The sequence below is a fragment of the Planctomonas deserti genome, from assembly GCF_003067705.1.
Lineage (GTDB): Bacteria > Actinomycetota > Actinomycetes > Actinomycetales > Microbacteriaceae > Planctomonas > Planctomonas deserti.
The window spans coordinates 1,093,231-1,107,498 of the sequence record NZ_QANL01000001.1; the positions used below are offsets into that span (position 1 = coordinate 1,093,231).

At 69.3% G+C, this 14,268-nt stretch carries 12 protein-coding genes; 6 read left to right on the top strand and 6 right to left on the bottom strand.

The features are described 5' to 3' along the window. Window positions 1–73: 73 nt before the first annotated feature. The 6 genes from DAI20_RS04995 to arfA all read left to right on the top strand — a co-directional run bounded on the left by DAI20_RS04995 (window position 74) and on the right by arfA (window position 6,367). Window positions 74–922, top strand: a complete 849-nt coding sequence (locus tag DAI20_RS04995) for an alpha/beta fold hydrolase (protein WP_108249405.1) — start codon at window positions 74–76, stop codon at window positions 920–922. 162 nt (window positions 923–1,084) lie between these two features. Further along, window positions 1,085–2,134, top strand: coding sequence for a lipoate-protein ligase LplAB (lplAB, locus tag DAI20_RS05000; protein WP_108249406.1), 1,050 nt, complete (start codon window positions 1,085–1,087; stop codon window positions 2,132–2,134). A gap of 13 nt (window positions 2,135–2,147) precedes the next feature. Continuing rightward, window positions 2,148–2,381: a KTSC domain-containing protein gene (locus DAI20_RS05005; RefSeq protein WP_108249407.1), complete on the top strand. Its 234-nt coding sequence runs from the start codon at window positions 2,148–2,150 to the stop codon at window positions 2,379–2,381. A 111-nt stretch (window positions 2,382–2,492) separates the two neighbouring features. Then, window positions 2,493–3,512: an NAD-dependent epimerase/dehydratase family protein gene (locus DAI20_RS05010; protein ID WP_108249408.1), complete on the top strand. Its 1,020-nt coding sequence runs from the start codon at window positions 2,493–2,495 to the stop codon at window positions 3,510–3,512. A gap of 209 nt (window positions 3,513–3,721) precedes the next feature. Continuing rightward, a complete protein-coding gene (locus tag DAI20_RS05015) occupies window positions 3,722–4,750 on the top strand; it encodes a LacI family DNA-binding transcriptional regulator (protein WP_108249755.1) in 1,029 nt (342 codons plus the stop codon). 96 nt (window positions 4,751–4,846) lie between these two features. Beyond that, a complete protein-coding gene (arfA, locus tag DAI20_RS05020) occupies window positions 4,847–6,367 on the top strand; it encodes an arabinosylfuranosidase ArfA (protein ID WP_108249409.1) in 1,521 nt (506 codons plus the stop codon). A 243-nt stretch (window positions 6,368–6,610) separates the two neighbouring features. Here the strand turns inward: arfA and DAI20_RS05025 are convergent, their stop codons facing one another. The 6 genes from DAI20_RS05025 to DAI20_RS05050 all read right to left on the bottom strand — a co-directional run bounded on the left by DAI20_RS05025 (window position 6,611) and on the right by DAI20_RS05050 (window position 13,803). Further along, complete coding sequence (locus DAI20_RS05025) at window positions 6,611–6,892, bottom strand: GNAT family N-acetyltransferase (RefSeq protein WP_108249410.1); 282 nt, start codon at window positions 6,890–6,892, stop codon at window positions 6,611–6,613. A 76-nt stretch (window positions 6,893–6,968) separates the two neighbouring features. Continuing rightward, entirely contained in the window at window positions 6,969–7,847 is an 879-nt protein-coding gene (locus DAI20_RS05030) for a right-handed parallel beta-helix repeat-containing protein (RefSeq protein WP_159084919.1), read from the bottom strand. 339 nt (window positions 7,848–8,186) lie between these two features. After that, window positions 8,187–9,584 (bottom strand): UDP-glucose dehydrogenase family protein, encoded by a 1,398-nt coding sequence (locus DAI20_RS05035; protein ID WP_108249412.1) that lies wholly within the window; start codon window positions 9,582–9,584, stop codon window positions 8,187–8,189. A gap of 96 nt (window positions 9,585–9,680) precedes the next feature. Continuing rightward, entirely contained in the window at window positions 9,681–10,799 is a 1,119-nt protein-coding gene (locus tag DAI20_RS05040) for a right-handed parallel beta-helix repeat-containing protein (RefSeq protein WP_108249413.1), read from the bottom strand. Beyond that, window positions 10,796–12,640, bottom strand: coding sequence for a right-handed parallel beta-helix repeat-containing protein (locus DAI20_RS05045; RefSeq protein WP_108249414.1), 1,845 nt, complete (start codon window positions 12,638–12,640; stop codon window positions 10,796–10,798). The genes DAI20_RS05040 and DAI20_RS05045 overlap by 4 nt, the downstream gene beginning before the upstream one ends. Then, window positions 12,637–13,803, bottom strand: a complete 1,167-nt coding sequence (locus tag DAI20_RS05050) for a glycosyltransferase (protein WP_240605878.1) — start codon at window positions 13,801–13,803, stop codon at window positions 12,637–12,639. Before DAI20_RS05050 ends, DAI20_RS05045 begins: the two co-directional genes overlap by 4 nt. Between the last annotated feature and the right edge of the window lie 465 nt (window positions 13,804–14,268).

Sequence of the window (14,268 nt, forward strand, 5' to 3'; positions counted from 1 at the left end):
CGGGAGTGGCAACCTCGGGAGGGGGATCGCGCCGGCGGCGCGGGGCGGACGATCGCGGTGACAGAATGCAGCCATGCCGCAGTTCACGGACGCATTCGGCGTCGCCGTCACGTACTACGAGTGGGAGGCGGACGCGCCCCGGGGCGTCGTGCAGATCGCCCACGGGCTCGGCGAGCACGCGCGCCGCTACACCGTGCTCGCGGGGGAACTCGTCGCCGCCGGTTACAGCGTTTACGCGAACGATCACCGGGGGCACGGGCAGACGGGCCTTGATCAGCACGGCGGCGACGCCGCGAAGCTGGGGCGGCTCGGCCCCGGCGGCCTCCCCGCCATCCTCGACGGCGCGCACCAGCTCACCGGCATCCTGCGCGAGCGCCACCCCGAGCTGCCCATCGTGCTCCTCGGGCACAGCTTCGGCTCGCTGGTCGCGCAGATCCTGCTGAACCGCTGGTCGCAGGACTACGCCGGGGTCGTGCTCACCGGCACCGCGACGCGCCTGCCCGGCCTCGTGAACGGGGGGGACCTGAATCGACTCCACAAGCACCTCGGGTCCACGGGCCGGGAGTGGCTGAGCCGCGACATCGCCGTGCAGGAGGCCTTCCGCGACGACCCGCTGACCTTCCCCGCTGATGCGTTCAGGGTCTTCGGACTTCCGCAGGGCTTGCGCCTCTACGGGTTGCCCGCGCGCCGGCTGCCGAATCGGCTGCCGCTGCTCATCCAGATCGGCGGCGAGGACTCGCTCGGCGGCGAGCGGAGCGTGAACTGGCTGGCTGCGATCTACCGCAGGCGCTCCGGGCTGACGGACGTGAGCGTCCGCGTGTATCCCGAGGCCCGGCACGAGGTCTTCAACGAGACGAACCGCCTCGAGGTGGTGGAGGACCTCATCACCTGGCTGGACACGCACGTCCCACCCGCCCCCTAGCCCCCGCCGCGCACCGCCCGCTCTCGCCGTGAGGTGCCGAAATCGGTCCCTTTTTCGCCGTATTCGCGTCCGAATCGGGCACCTCAGCGGCACGGGAGGACCGGAGCGCAACCGGAGCGTGACGCATCCGGGCGGCACAGGGGGCGGGGTTAGGCTCGCTGCATGCATGGTGAGTACAAGGTGCCGGGCGGCAAGCTGGTCGTCGTCGACCTGGACGTCGTGGACGACCGGATCGCGAACTTCCGCCTCGCGGGCGACTTCTTCCTCGAGCCGGACGAGGCGCTGCCACTCATCGACGCGGCCGTGAACGGGCTCCCCGCGAACGCCGACGCCAAGACCATCAGCGCGGCCGTAATCGCCGCGCTGCCGCAGGGCGCCGTGCTGCTCGGCTTCAGCGCGGATGCCGTCGGCGTGGCCGTTCGTCGCTCGCTCGCCCGGGCCACGGCCTGGCGCGACTACGACTGGCAGCTCATCCACGACCGGGCGTACCCGCCCGTGCAGCAGCTCGCCCTCGACGAGGTGCTGGCCGAGGAGGTCGGCGCAGGCCGCCGCGCGCCGACCCTGCGCATCTGGGAGTGGGACGAGTCCGCGGTCGTGATCGGCAGTTTCCAGTCGCTGAAGAACGAGGTCGACCCCGAGGGCGCCGCGAAGTACGGCTTCGACGTCGTGCGCCGCATCAGCGGGGGTGGCGCGATGCTGATGGAGAAGGGATCCGTCATCAGCTACTCGATCTACGCGCCGCTCGACCTCGTGCAGGGCATGACCTTCGCCGACTCCTACGCCTACCTCGACGAGTGGGTGATCCTCGCCCTGCGCAGCCTCGGTATCGATGCGTTCTACCAGCCGCTGAACGACATCACGAGCGCCAAGGGCAAGATCGGCGGGGCCGCGCAGAAGCGGCTGGGCAACGGTGCCGTCATGCACCACGCGACGCTCAGCTACGACATGGACGGCGACAAGATGGTGCAGGTGCTGCGCATCGGCCGCGAGAAGATCAGCGACAAGGGCATCACGAGCGCGGCCAAGCGCGTCGACCCGCTGCGCAGCCAGACCGGCCTCTCCCGCGCCGAGATCATCGAGCGCATGAAGGGCACGTTCACCGACCTCTACGGCGCGACCCCGGACGAGATCACGCCGGACGAGCTCGAGAAGAGCGAGCGCCTCGTCGCCGAGAAGTTCTCGACGCCGGAGTGGATCGCCCGCGTCCCCTGATCCGGCACCCGCCGTGGCAGCGAAGCAGCTCCGCATCCCGCTCGAGTCCTCCGTGCTCGAGGCGGTGAGCTACGACCAGGGGACGTCGCAGCTCACGGTCTGGTTCGTGTCCGGCGCGAAGTACCGCTACTCCGGGGTGCCGCCGGAGGTCGTGCTCGAGCTGCTGGAGCCGGCGGACGGCTCGCACGGGAGGGCGTACTCCCGCCTCGTGCGCGACCACTATCCCTACGACCGGCTGCGGGGCTGACGCAGTTCGCGCCCGGACCCAGCACCCCTGCACAGCGGTAATGGTGCCGCTCCCGCCTGGCGCACGGGAGCCGCGCGTAGGCTGACGGCCCACTGGAAGAAGGAGGGACGCATGCGCGTCGTCGTCGTGGGAGCAACGGGGAACATCGGCACGGCGGTCCTCCGCCGGCTGCACGCGGAGACGGCGGTGACCTCCGTCGTCGGCATCGCGCGACGCCTCCCGGACGACTCGGTCGCCCCGTACGCCGGTGTCGAGTGGCACTCCGTCGACGTGGCGGGGGAGACCGCGGTGAAGGACCTCGCCGAGGTGTTCCTGGGCGCGGATGCGGTCATCCACCTGGCCTGGGCCCTGCAGCCCAACCACGACGAGCGCGCGCTGTGGCGCGTGAACGTCAGTGGCACGGCCGCGGTGCTCGCCGCCGTCGCCCGGTCGGGCGTCCCGCACGTGCTCACCGCGTCCTCCATCGGCGCCTACAGCTCGGCGCCGAAGTCCCGGCGGGTCGACGAGTCGTGGCCGACGGGCGGCATCCACACGTCGCACTACAGCAGGCACAAGGCCATGAACGAGCGCGCCCTCGACTCCTTCGAGCACCGCAACCCGCCCGTCATCGTGACCCGGATGCGGCCCGGCCTCGTGTTCCAGCACGACACTGCCACCGAGCAGACGCACCTGTTCCTCGGCCGCCACATCCCGACGCGGTGGCTGGGCGTGGTCCGCCCGCCCGTGCTGCCGGTGCCGCCGGAGTTCATCTTCCAGGCCGTACACGCGGACGACCTCGCCGACGCCTTCTGCCGCGCGGTGGTGCGTCGCGCGGGCGGCGCGTTCAACATCGCCGCGGAGCCCGTGCTCACGCCGCGGCTGGTCGCCGACGTGCTGGGCGCGAAGCGCGTCGTACCGATGCGCCTCCGCGTGCTGCGCCTCCTGCTCCTGGTCACCTGGAAGCTGCGCCTGCAGGCGTCCGACCCGGGCTGGGTCGACCTCGCCGGCTACTGCCCGGTCATGGACATCCACCGGGCCCGCACCGAGCTCGGCTGGCGGCCGCGCACGTCCTCCACCGAGGCGCTCGCGGACGTGGTGAGCGGCGCATCCGTGCGCGCCCGGCACGCGGGCTCCCCGCCCCTCGACCCCTGATCCCGGAAATCCCGCAGATCCCGGAGCACACCGCCCGTGAGGTGCCCGGATCGGTCCCTTTCCGAGCGTTTCGGGGACCGAATTGGGCACCTCACGGGATGAGCGTGGGCGGGGACGAGTGCGTCCGCGGGTAGTGCGGGTAGTGCAACGTTGTAAGTTCTGTGGCAGCAGACATACGAATGCCGACGCGATTACCCCGGGAGGTGGCGATGCCCGCGACTCTGCACGACGTCGCGGCCCTCGCGAACGTGTCGATCAAGACGGTGTCCAACGTCGTGCACGACTACAAGCACGTGCGCCCCGACACCCGGGAGCGGGTGCTCGCGGCGATCAAGGAGCTCGGCTACCGGCCCAACATCACCGCCCGCGGGCTCCGCAGCGGGCGCACGGGTGTGATCGGCCTCGCGCTGCCCGAGCTGAGCCTCAGCTACTTCGCCGAGCTCGCCGACTCCGTCATCCGCGCGGCCGAGAAGCGCTCGCTCGTGGTGCTCATCGAGCAGACCGGCGGCGGCGACCGCGAGCGGGAGATCGAGATGCTCTCCAGCCCGCGCCTGCAACTCACCGACGGGCTCATCTTCAGCCCGCTGGGCATGGGCATGGCGGACCGGGAGCTGCTCGACGTGCCGTATCCGCTGGTGCTGCTGGGCGAGCGGATCTTCGGCGGCCCCACCGACCACGTGACGATGCGGAACGTGGATGCGGCGCGCGCGGCCACCCGTCACCTCCTCGAGCGCGGCCGGCGACGGATCGCCGTGATCGGCGGCCACGAGGGCGAGGACATGGGATCCGCGACGCTGCGGCTGCGCGGCTACCGTGAGGCGCTCGCCGAGGCCGGCGTCCCCTTCGACGAGCGCCTCATCCTGCCGGCGCGGGAGTGGCACCGGCATGACGGGGCGCGGGCAATGAGGGACCTGCTGGCCGCAGGCACCCCGTTCGACGCGGTCTTCGGCCTCAACGACACCCTCGCGCTCGGCGCGCTGCGGGCCCTGCAGGAGGCCGGCGTGCGGATCCCCGGCGACGTCGCGGTCATCGGTTTCGACGGCCTCGACGAGACGCAGTACTCGCTGCCGACGCTGACGACCGTGGATCCGGGCCGGGACGAGATCGCGGCCACGGCCGTGCGCGTGCTGGCCGAGCGCATCGAGGGCCGACGGGGAGCGCCCGGGAACGACGGGGCCGGCCCCCGGGAGTACCTCGCGGACTTCCGGCTCATCGAGCGGGAGTCCACGGCGTCCTGACATTTCCCGGGTTGCGAAAGTGCGGTCCATGACTTGACCTGCGCCCGATCCTCCCGCACGATGAGTACCACCGTTTACAACGTTGTACAGAACAGGATGAGCCTCTTCGTGACCACCACCGCATCCATCACCGTCGACCGCAACGCCGTCGTCGCCCCGATCAACCGCCGCATCTTCGGCTCGTTCGTCGAGCACCTCGGCCGCTGCGTCTACGACGGCATCTACGAGCCCGGCCACCCCACCGCCAATGAGGACGGCTTCCGCCTCGACGTTGTGGACCTGGTCAAGGAGCTCGGCTCCACGACCATCCGCTACCCCGGCGGAAACTTCGTCTCCGGCTTCAAGTGGGAGGACAGCGTCGGCCCGCGCGACCAGCGCCCCGTGCGCCGCGACCTCGCCTGGCACTCGCTCGAGACGAATCAGGTCGGCGTCGACGAGTTCGCTCGCTGGTGCAAGCTGACCGGCTCCGAGCTCATGATGGCCGTGAACCTCGGCACCCGCGGCATCGAGGCCGCCCTCGACCTGCTCGAGTACTCGAACCACCCCTCCGGCACGGCGCTCAGCGACCAGCGCATCGCCAACGGCTCTCCCGAGCCGCACAACATCCGCATGTGGTGCCTCGGCAACGAGATGGACGGCCCCTGGCAGACCGGCTACCGCACCGCGGAGGACTACGGCACCCTCGCCGCCCGCACCGCCCAGGCCATGAAGGCCGCCGACAAGGATCTCGAGCTCGTGGCCTGCGGGTCGTCCGGCTCGGCCATGCCGACCTTCGGCGACTGGGAGCGCACGGTGCTCGAGAAGTCGTACGAGCACGTCGACTACATCTCCGCGCACGCCTACTACCAGGAGCGCGGTGGTGACCTCGGCACCTTCCTCGCATCCTCGCTCGACATGCAGTACTTCATCGAGACGGTCGTCTCGACCGCGGACCACGTGAAGAACAAGCTCCGCAGCTCGAAGACCATCAAGATCTCGTTCGACGAGTGGAACATCTGGTACCTCGACGAGCACCAGGCCTCCGACGAGGTCAACGACGAGTGGCGCATCGCCCCCCGCCAGCTCGAGGACGTGTACTCGGTCGCGGATGCCGTCGTGCTCGGCAACCTGATGATCACGCTGCTGAAGAACCACGACCGCGTCGCCTCGGCGTCGCTGGCCCAGCTCGTGAACGTGATCGCGCCGATCATGACCGAGCCCGGCGGAGCCGCCTGGCGCCAGACCACGTTCTTCCCGTTCTCGGTGACGTCTCGCCTCGCGCAGGGCGACGTCCTGCGCCCCCGCATCGATGTGGGCACCTACGAGACCGCGAAGTTCGGCGCCGCCCCGCTCGTCGACGCCGTCGCCACGGCCGACTCCGAGTCCGGCGCGTCAGCCGTGTTCCTCGTGAACCGCAGCCTCACCGAGTCGATCGAGGTCACGATCCACGTCGGCGACCTCGGCGCTTCGAGCATCCAGGAGGCCGTCACGCTCCACGATGAGGACGTGTACGCGAAGAACACGATCGACGACCAGGAGCGGGTCGGGCTCAAGCAGCTCGAGGGCGCGACGCTCGAGGAGGGCACGCTGACCGTGACCCTTCCCCCGGTGTCCTGGTCGGCCCTCTCCCTGGCGTAACCGGCACCACGAGAACGCCCCGCCACCCGCTCCCGAGCGGGGGACGGGGCGTTCCGCGTCGTCGCGCTAGGGCCCCTGAGCCCCGTACGGTCCCTGAGTCCCCTACGGTCCCTGAGCTTGTCGAAGGGACGCGACCCACCCTGCGTCGCTTCGACAGGCTCAGCGACCGGGGCCATCCGCCCGGTCGCAGCGATACGGTCTCTGACTCGTTGAAGGGACGAAACGCGCCCCCGAGGGAGCGGGTCAGGCTTCCATGTCGCGGTACTCGGGGTGCTCCTCGAAGAAGGTCGCGACGAAGGGGCAGGCGGCGATGACGAGACCGGATCCGTTGGTGCGCACGTCGTCGAGGGCGCCCTGCACGAGCTGGCTGCCAAGCCCCTCGCCGCGGCGGTGCGGGTCGACCACGACGCGGAGCATCGCGACGGCCCCGTCCTGAAGGCGGTAGTTCACCTCACCGGCGTCGTCTCCGTCCACGTACAGGGCGTACCGGCTGCGGTCCGGCTCGTGCTTCACCTCGATGCTCATGCCAGCACACTACGCCCGGCCCACGAGCGATTCGGTCCGCCGGCGGACCACACGGGGACGTCCTCCGCTTCGCACGTCATCCTGCGCCGCGAACGTTCGACATGCCGCACGCCGCTCCGCTGCGACCGGGGGCGATGACGGTGCCGAGCGAGTTCGACTGCACCCAGACCTCGTACCCGGGCACGCCGCCCTCCACGACGTTCTCCGAGAAGACGTTGTCGAGGCCCCAGCCGGGGAGGACGCCGTGCACCTGGAAGGCGTCGCGCCGCGTCGACGAACCGGAGTTGCCCGACACGACATAGCCGTTGCCCTTGATGTCGACCCACGAGTCCGCGAAGTTCACACCGGGGTGGCCCGCGTTGAGGAAGACGTTGCCGGTGATCGATCCGCCGGTGGTGCCCTCCTTCGCGTCAACACCCTCGGCACTCGTGTTCGAGATGCGGTTGTTCCGCACGATCACCCGGTCGGAGCGGTCGGGCACCGCGGCGGAGCCGGTGACGGACTGCCAGTTGCCCCTCGCGCTCCCGATGTAGACGCCTTCGCCGAACCCGGGCCGGTGAAGCCCCGTGTCGTGGATCGCCGAGTCCTCGATCACGCCGTCACTGCTGCCGGCACGGAAGTGCACGCCCTCGGCTCCGATGTTGCCCACGTCCACGCCGCGAATGACGGTGTGCGTCGATCCGTCCAGCACGATCCCCTTGGCGGACTCGGTCACTGAGATGCCGCGCACGATCCAATGACTGCCGGTGAGGTGGAGCCCGTATCCCGACTCGATCGTTCCGGTGCTGAGCACGGCGTTCCGCGTCCCCGACAGGGTGATCGGCTCGCGCCTCGTGCCCGACGCCGCGGATGCGAACCGCCCGAGGTAGAGGCCGTCGGCGAGCTGGATGCACTGCCCCGGGCGGGCGCGCTCCAGCGCGGCGGCCAGTGCGACTGAGGTGGCGACCCGCACCACGTCGAGCTGCGCGGTCGCGTCCGAAGCTGCGGCGCCGGGATCGCGGCATGCCTCACCGCCGCTCGTCCAAGCGGCGCCCGTGCGCGTTCCCTCACCGGTGCTGATGGGCCAAGGGTAGCGCCGCCGATCTCCTGAGCCATCCGTCGGACGCGGGGGGATAATCGGTGCGTCGGGCTCCCGTCGCCCGCAAACCGCAACTGCCGGGTCCATCCGACCCAATGGATGAACCCGGCAGCGCACTGCACGGCCGGAACCTCACCCTCCCGTCGGGCGATTCCGGCAGTGCGCCACCGTGGCCGGCTCCCCACCCACGGGGAGCCGGCCACGGTAGTCCCTGCCTTACGCGCTGTGCGTAAGGATCTCGTCCCGCTCGCTCGTGGGTAGGAGGGCGGTGGTCGACTGGGCCGGACGACCGAGCGCCCGGTACTCCCAGCCCTTCGCCCGGTAGTCGTCGGCGTTCAGCGCGTGACGCCCGTCGACGACGCGGCGGTGCGCGACACGGGCGCCGAGGGCATCCGGATCGGCGGAGCGGAACTCGTCCCACTCGGTCAGCAGCGCGACGACGTCGGCCCCGTCCACGGCCTCCTCGAGGGAGTCGACGTAGTTGAGGTCGGGGTAGAGACGGTGTGCGTTGCTGTTGGCCTCGGGGTCGTAGACGGACACGACGGCGCCCTCGAGGTACAGCATCCGCGCGACGTCGAGCGCGGGCGCGTCACGGACGTCATCCGAGTTCGGCTTGAACGCGGCGCCCAGCGCGGCCACGCGGGCCCCCTTGAGGCTCCCGCCGGCGAGCTCGCGGATCAGGTCGACCGTCCGCACCCTGCGGCGGATGTTGATGGAGTCGACCTCGCCGAGGAAGCTCACCGCCTGGCCCACGCCCAGCTGCTCCGCGCGGAACTTGAACGCCCGGATGTCCTTCGGCAGGCAGCCGCCGCCGAAGCCCAGCCCCGGCTTGAGGAAGCGGCCGCCGATGCGGTCGTCGAGGCTGAGCGCCTGCGCGAGCAGGCTCACGTCGGCGCCGGTCGCCTCGCACACCTCGGCCATCGCGTTGATGAACGAGATCTTCGTCGCGAGGAACGAGTTTGCCGCGACCTTCACGAGCTCCGAGGTCGCCAGGTCGGAGACGATCACCGGCGTGCCGGCGTCGAGGATCGGGGCGAACGCCCGGCGCAGCTGGCTCTCGGCCCACGCCGAGCTGACCCCGAAGACGAGGCGGTCGGGGTGCAGCGTGTCCTCCACCGCGAAGCCCTCGCGGAGGAACTCCGGGTTCCACGCCAGTTCGAGCTCCTTGCCCAGGGGCGAGAGGTCGTGCACGAGGGACTCCAGGCGGGCGGCCGTGCCGGTGGGCACGGTCGACTTGCCGACGAGCAGCGCCTTGCGCGTGATCCGCGTGGCGAGGGCGGTGAACGCGGCGTCGACGTAGGTGAGGTCCGCGCCCGCGGAGCCCTGAGCCTGCGGGGTACCCACGCAGATGAAGTGCACGTCACCGAACGCCGCGGCCTCATCGAAGCTTGTGGTGAAGCGCAGTCGGCCGGACGCCAACGCCTCCTCGAGCTTCTCGGGCAGCCCGGGCTCGTAGAACGGCACCCGGCCGGAGCGGAGCAGTTCGATCTTGTTCTCGTCGACGTCCACTCCGAGGACCTCGAAGCCGAGGATCGCCATGCAGATGGCGTGCGTCGCGCCGAGGTATCCCGTGCCGATGACGGTGATTCTGGGGGCAGCGGTGTTCGTTGTCATGCCAAGGAGCTGTTGATTGTTCACTGATAGCTCTTTCGGGTAGAGGGAAGAAGTGGAACAGGGCCGGTGGCGCTACGGGTGCGCGTCGGCCCCCCGTCAACTCCGCGCGCAGGACTCGTTCGAGAGTCCCTCGGCGGCGTTGGAGGCTGTGTTGTTGCACTCGACCACGTTGTCGCGAGCGGGGGTCAAGGAGTAGCCGAAGCCATCCCCGTTGACGTTGGCGGTGTTGTTCCGGAACACGTTGTCCGTGCCCCAGCCGTCGAGGATCTCGTGGGTCTGATACCCGTCGAGCGGCGAGTTCTTGCCGGTGTTCCCCTCGATGATCCAGGCGTTGCCCTTGACGTCGACCCAGGAGTCGGCGCCGTCCTCGACGATCGCGGATCCGTCGAAGGTGTTGCCGACGAGGCGACCGCTGGAGGTGCCCTCCTTGATGTCGACGCTCTCCGCCGTCGTGCCGGAGATCGAGTTGCCGGAGATGACGTTCCTGTCGCTCATGTCGGGCTCGCAGTTGCTGATGTCGCACCAGTTGCTCTCGGCGGTGCCGATGTAGATGCCCTCGCCGAACTTCTCCCGGCGCAGCCCGGTGTCCGAGATCTCGTTACCCGTCACCTGGTTGTCCGTGCTGAAGGCGCGGAGATGGATGGCCTCGTCACCGATCTGCTGAACGCGGAGGTCAGCGATGACGGAGTTCGTCGTGCCGTCCGCCATCACGCCCTTCTGGCCGTTCTGCACGGTGAAACCCTTGAGCACCCAGTGGGAGGCGTCGTCGAGGTGCAGCACGTAGCCGCCGTCGATGGCTCCTCCGTCGAGCACGCTCTCGCGAGTGCCGCACAGCATGATCGGCTGCTCCGGTGTGCCGTCGCCCGTCGCCACGAACTCGCCCTCGTAGACGCCGTCGGCGAGCTGGATGACGGTGCCCGGCTCCGGCTCGGTCAGGGCGTCGCTCAGTTCCGCGGCCGTCGACACGAGGACGTTCGCGTCGGGGCAGTCGGGGACGGGCTGCACGGGGGGAGCGGTCGCGGTCGGAGCCGGTGCGGGCGGTGCCTCGTCGGCCGTCGGCTCCGGCGTCGCCGTCCGAGCCGGCCCCGCGGAGTCGCCCGAGGGCCCGGCCGAGCGCCCGACGAGAGCCGCCGTGACGCCGATACCGATGCCGATGATCAGGACGGCCGTGAGAGCGAGCAGCAACAGGACGCGGGGTCTTTTCAGCGGTTTCATGATGTCTCCCGCGTTCCGTCGAACCGGACGATTCCCTTGCTGAGGGAGGTCAGGGGAACGCGTTCGGGGTAGGGGCTTCCGATCGTACGGACGCGCAGCCGACGCGTGCGGGTCACGGCGCTCGCGATCAGGAGCGTGGCGAGGAGCAGCCACACGAAGGTGAGGGGCTGGAACACGGAGTTGACCACGCTCGCGACGGTGACCGCGGGGTGCCAGTCGAGCAGCTCGTTCTTCTCGACCGTGGCGAAGACCGAGTCCTTGGTCCAGATCGCCTTCGAGCCGTAGCCGGCCACCGAGTTCGCGGCGACATAGGTGTCCCTCATGTTGCCGACGAGGGTGATTCCGTGGTTGGAGATCGACGTCATCGTGTTGCGGGTGACCTGGGCGTCGGCATTCCGCACGTACACGCCCGTGTCGCCGCCGATGATGCGGTTGTCGGTGACCTCGGTGTCGGCGCTGCCGTCGCGGACGGCGACGGACTGCGCGACCTGGGCCGTGAAGGTGTTGTCCTCGATCGTCACGTGCGTCGCGCCCTCGTTGACCACGACGCCGACCTCGTTCCGTTCGACCGTGTTGTCGACGACCCTCAGCCGCTCACCGCCGCTGACCTCGATTCCGTACCGCTCGTTGCCGGCGATCGTGCTGCCGCGGACGGTGTTGCCGCCGAACTCACGGGTGCCCGTGCCGACCGCGTTAGGACCGTCGGCGAGCGCCTGACCGTCGAGCGAGATGCCGTTCCGGCCGTTGTCCTCGGCGGTGACGTCGGAGTACACGACGCCGGTGCTCGACCGGTCGAGCGAGAATCCGTCGACGTTGTTGCCGGACGACGTGGTCCTCCGGATCACCGCATCGGACACCCCGCGGTGCAGCGCGAGGCCGTCGACCAGGCTGCCGGTGATGGTGGTGTCGGCGATGAGCACGTCCTCGGCGTTGGTCACGAAGATGCCGTAGGCGTTGCCGGTCACGGTGACGTCGTCGATCCCCGCGGTGACGAGGCTGTAGTCGTCCGCGACGATGGAGAGCGTCGTCACTTCGGTGTTCGGGAGGAGAGGGGCTCCCGGCTGCGGACCGGATTCCGCCGCCGCGGGGGACGGGGTGAACATGCTGACCGTGTCCGTGCCGGTGAGCGCGAGCCCGCCGGTGTTGCCGCTCCAGAAGCCGAGGTCCGAGAAGTCCGCGTGGGAGAACGTGGCGTTGCCGCCGATCACCCGGACGTAGGCACGACCGTCCCGGGTCTCCGTGTCGGGCCCGTCCGCGGCCGTGTCCCAGCTCCTGATCTCGGCCTTGGATGACTCCGATCCGCCGATCGCGAGCGATCCGCCCAGTGCCACGACGGACACGAACGACTCGTCGTCGCTCTTCAACCGGACCCGGATGCCCTCCGGCGCTTCGAAGGACAGGGTCGCACCGGCGAGCACGGCGATGTTCTCCGACAGGAGGAACGAGCCGTCCGGCTGCTGCACGAAGCTCTGCGGCGCCAGGATCAGCAGGTCCGAGACGGTCCAGGGGACCTCGCGTGCCGGGAGGACGAGCGTGTTGACCGTCCCGGTGTTCAGGCGGTACGCGCCGTTCAACCCCTCGACGCGCCACCGCGCGGCCGCGGCCACCGTGCGCACGTAGACGAGGCGCTTGTCCTCGGCCTCCACGATCCGTGCCTCGCGCAGCGGGTTGCCCGGGTAGAGCACCCCCTGCACGGCGCCGTTCGAGGCGATCTCGTTGCGACCGACGGCATCGAGCTCTCGGTTCTGCCACGCGTTGGCGCTGAAGAACCACGCGCCGGCTACGGCGAGGAGTACGACACCGGTGAGGATCCCGAGCAGGAGCGGCTTGCGGCCCTTCACGGATTGACCTGCACGGTCTCGAGGCTCTGGAAGTTCTGGCCGTCGCCACCGATCTGGTCCGCGTGCCGGGTGAGCCAGCCCTGCTTGTTCATGGTGATGAAGGCGTACAGCTTGATCGGCAGCGCGACGAGGATGACCGCGAACGCGAGTGCCGGGAGGATGAGGATGTCGCTGGGGTGCTCGCGGAGGTTCGAGATGCCACGGATGCCGCGGCCGAGGAGCAGCCAGGCGAGAGCCGCGATCACGCCGATGACGGTGAGGTCGAGTCGGGCGAAGATCAGGTAGTACATGGTGAGGCCCATGGTGAGCGGCGTGACCAGGATCTGCAGGACGGTCACCTTGGTGATGAACGGGACGTTCCACAGCCAGCCCCGGGCGATGGCCGTCAGGTAGCAGCGGTAGGAGTTCCGGCTCCAGCGCACGCGCTGCTTGATGAAGGCGCCAAGGCTGGCGGGGAACATCGAGAGCGCGCGTGCGGACATCTGGTGCACCGTCTTGTAGCCCGACGCGAGTACGAGCCAGGTCAGGCGTCCGTCATCGCCGGAAATGCAGCGCTTGCCCATGAAGTACTCGTTCTCGAGGTGCTCAAGAACGGGCAGCACGGCTGCTCGGCGGTAGACGGCCGTTCGGCCGGAGACGCAGGGCACAGCGCCGGCCGCGCCCATGGCCGGCACGTAGTCCAGGTAGCGGACGTTGATGATCCAGTCGGCCACGCGCCGCCAGACGCTCGAGTTGCGCTGGTACACGTTCTGACGGGTGCTCACCGCACCGACGAGCGGGTCTTCGAAGGGCATCTGCACGTTCTCCAGCAGGCCCGGCTCCCACCAGGTGTCCGAGTCGGTGAGCACGAGGATGTCGTACTTGGCGAGGCGGATTCCCGCCCCCAGGGCGGATCTCTTGCCCACGTGGTGGAACAGGATCGGCCTGATGGTCGGGTCGTCGAGCGCTGTGAGGCGGGCGTACGCGTCGAGATCGGCGAGGTCGAGAACGATGATGATCTCGTCCGGCTTCTGCGCGCGCCACGTCTCGAGACAGCTCATCAGGATTTCGGGGTCCTCATGGAACGACGGCACGACTACCGACGTCCTCGCCCGGAACTCGGTCACGATCGGACGGGCGCGGTGCGACAGGATGAATCGATAGAGCCACAGGGCCCACACCACGACTCCGGCTACGGCGAGTGGGAAATAGGGCGAAAGCGCTGTGTAGTAATCGCTTATCAGGGTCCAGTCGAAGTCGACGAAGGGTCCATTGAGGGCATGCGGGAGGGTAAGCATAGGTTGGGTCCTTGTGCTGAGAGGGGGGGTTAGCACAGCGGGCGAAGCGCGCAACACTGCACTGGCCGAGAGAGGGTGGGGCAACACGTCGAAGATCGGGTGTGACGCGTTCGGGGGGCATCTCGAGCCTTGCTCAATAACAACCCGAAGCCCGACGCAGCACAACCCTCGGAAACGTTTTGTCACAGGAAGTTGACGCGCCGTTAACGTGAATCCGCGGTGTACGGAAACCGAATTCGATCGGCATTTCCCCTTGTGATGCCAGGGTGATCCAGCGGTCGGCGACGGCCGTCAAGCCCCGATGAGAGCCTCATTGCGCCCAGCATCTCGGGTGGTATGGGTGGCGAATCC

What these genes read in the sequence shown, in the direction of transcription:
- DAI20_RS04995 (WP_108249405.1), top strand. Translation starts at nt 74, where the DNA reads ATGCCGCAGTTCACGGACGCATTCGGCGTCGCCGTCACGTACTACGAG.
- lplAB (WP_108249406.1), top strand. Translation starts at nt 1,085, where the DNA reads ATGCATGGTGAGTACAAGGTGCCGGGCGGCAAGCTGGTCGTCGTCGAC.
- DAI20_RS05010 (WP_108249408.1), top strand. Translation starts at nt 2,493, where the DNA reads ATGCGCGTCGTCGTCGTGGGAGCAACGGGGAACATCGGCACGGCGGTC.
- DAI20_RS05015 (WP_108249755.1), top strand. Translation starts at nt 3,722, where the DNA reads ATGCCCGCGACTCTGCACGACGTCGCGGCCCTCGCGAACGTGTCGATC.
- arfA (WP_108249409.1), top strand. Translation starts at nt 4,847, where the DNA reads ATGAGCCTCTTCGTGACCACCACCGCATCCATCACCGTCGACCGCAAC.
- DAI20_RS05025 (WP_108249410.1), bottom strand. Translation starts at nt 6,892, where the DNA reads ATGAGCATCGAGGTGAAGCACGAGCCGGACCGCAGCCGGTACGCCCTG.
- DAI20_RS05035 (WP_108249412.1), bottom strand. Translation starts at nt 9,584, where the DNA reads ATGACAACGAACACCGCTGCCCCCAGAATCACCGTCATCGGCACGGGA.
- DAI20_RS05040 (WP_108249413.1), bottom strand. Translation starts at nt 10,799, where the DNA reads ATGAAACCGCTGAAAAGACCCCGCGTCCTGTTGCTGCTCGCTCTCACG.